Annotated in this window: 1 protein-coding gene; it reads left to right on the forward strand. The window is 69.1% G+C overall.

Features of this window, described 5'->3' with window-relative positions; all coding sequences use genetic code 11:
* A partial coding sequence (locus ACXJMY_RS37895) for a VCBS domain-containing protein (protein WP_456624452.1) occupies positions 1-1,306 on the forward strand: 1,306 nt, incomplete at both ends.

Below are 1,306 nucleotides of genomic sequence, written 5' to 3' on the forward strand. Positions count from 1 at the left end.
CGGTCTCGCCACCCAGGTCGTGTCGATCGACATCACCGGCACCAACGACGCCCCGCTGATCACCAGCGCCGCACAGTCCGGCAGCGTGTCGGAAGGCGACGACCTCCCGGCCGCAGCCCAGACCGCCACCGGCCAGGTCACCTTCTCCGACGTCGACACCAGCGACACCCACACACTCTCGGTCAGCGTCGCCGCCGCCCACGGCACCGCCACCGTCGATCCCGACGGCACCTGGCATTACACCGTGCTCGACAGCGGCGCCGTCGATGCGCTCGCCGCCGGCGAGCATCTCGCCGACAGTTTTACGGTCCAGGTCGACGACCACCATGGCGGCCTCGCCACCCAGGTCGTGTCGATCGACATCACCGGCACCAATGACGCCCCGGTCATCACCTCGGCGGCACAGTCCGGCAATGTGTCGGAAGGCGACGACCTCCCGGCCGCAGCCCAGACCACCACCGGCCAGGTCACCTTCTCCGACGTCGACACCAGCGACACCCACACACTCTCGGTCAGCGTCGCCGCCGCCCACGGCACCGCCACCGTCGACCCCGACGGCACCTGGCATTACACCGTGCTCGACAGCGGCGCCGTCGACGCGCTCGCCGCCGGCGAGCACCTCGCCGACAGTTTTACCGTCCAGGTCGACGACCACCATGGCGGCCTCGCCACCCAGCAGGTCGTGATCGACATCACCGGCACCAACGACGCTCCGGTCGCGGTGGCCGACACCAACGCGGGCAGCGAGGACACCACCATCACCGGCACCGTCGCGAGCAATGACAGCGACGTCGATGACGGGGCCAGCCTGAGCTACAGCCTCGATGCGGCAGTCGCCGGTCTGACGCTGAACCCGGACGGCAGCTACAGCTTCGATGCGTCGAATGCGGCCTACCAGCATCTGGCCGAGGGCGCCACCACCGATGTGGTGGCGAACTACACCGTCACCGACGAGCACGGCGCGACCTCGAACGCGACGCTGACGATCACCCTGACCGGCACCAACGACACGCCGGTCGCGGTGGCCGACGCCAATGCCGGCACCGAGGACAGCACCATCACCGGCACCGTCGCAAGCAATGACAGCGACGTCGATGACGGCGCGGCGCTGAGCTACAGCCTCGATGCCGCGGTGGCCGGCCTGACGCTCAACCCGGACGGCAGCTACAGCTTTGATGCGTCGAATGCCGCCTACCAGCATCTGGCGCAGGGCGCCACCACCGACGTGGTGGCGAACTACACCGTCACCGACGAGCATGGCGCCAGCGCCGCCGCGACGCTGACCATCACCCTGACCGGCACCAAC

Source organism: Bradyrhizobium sp. P5_C12, assembly GCF_054049735.1.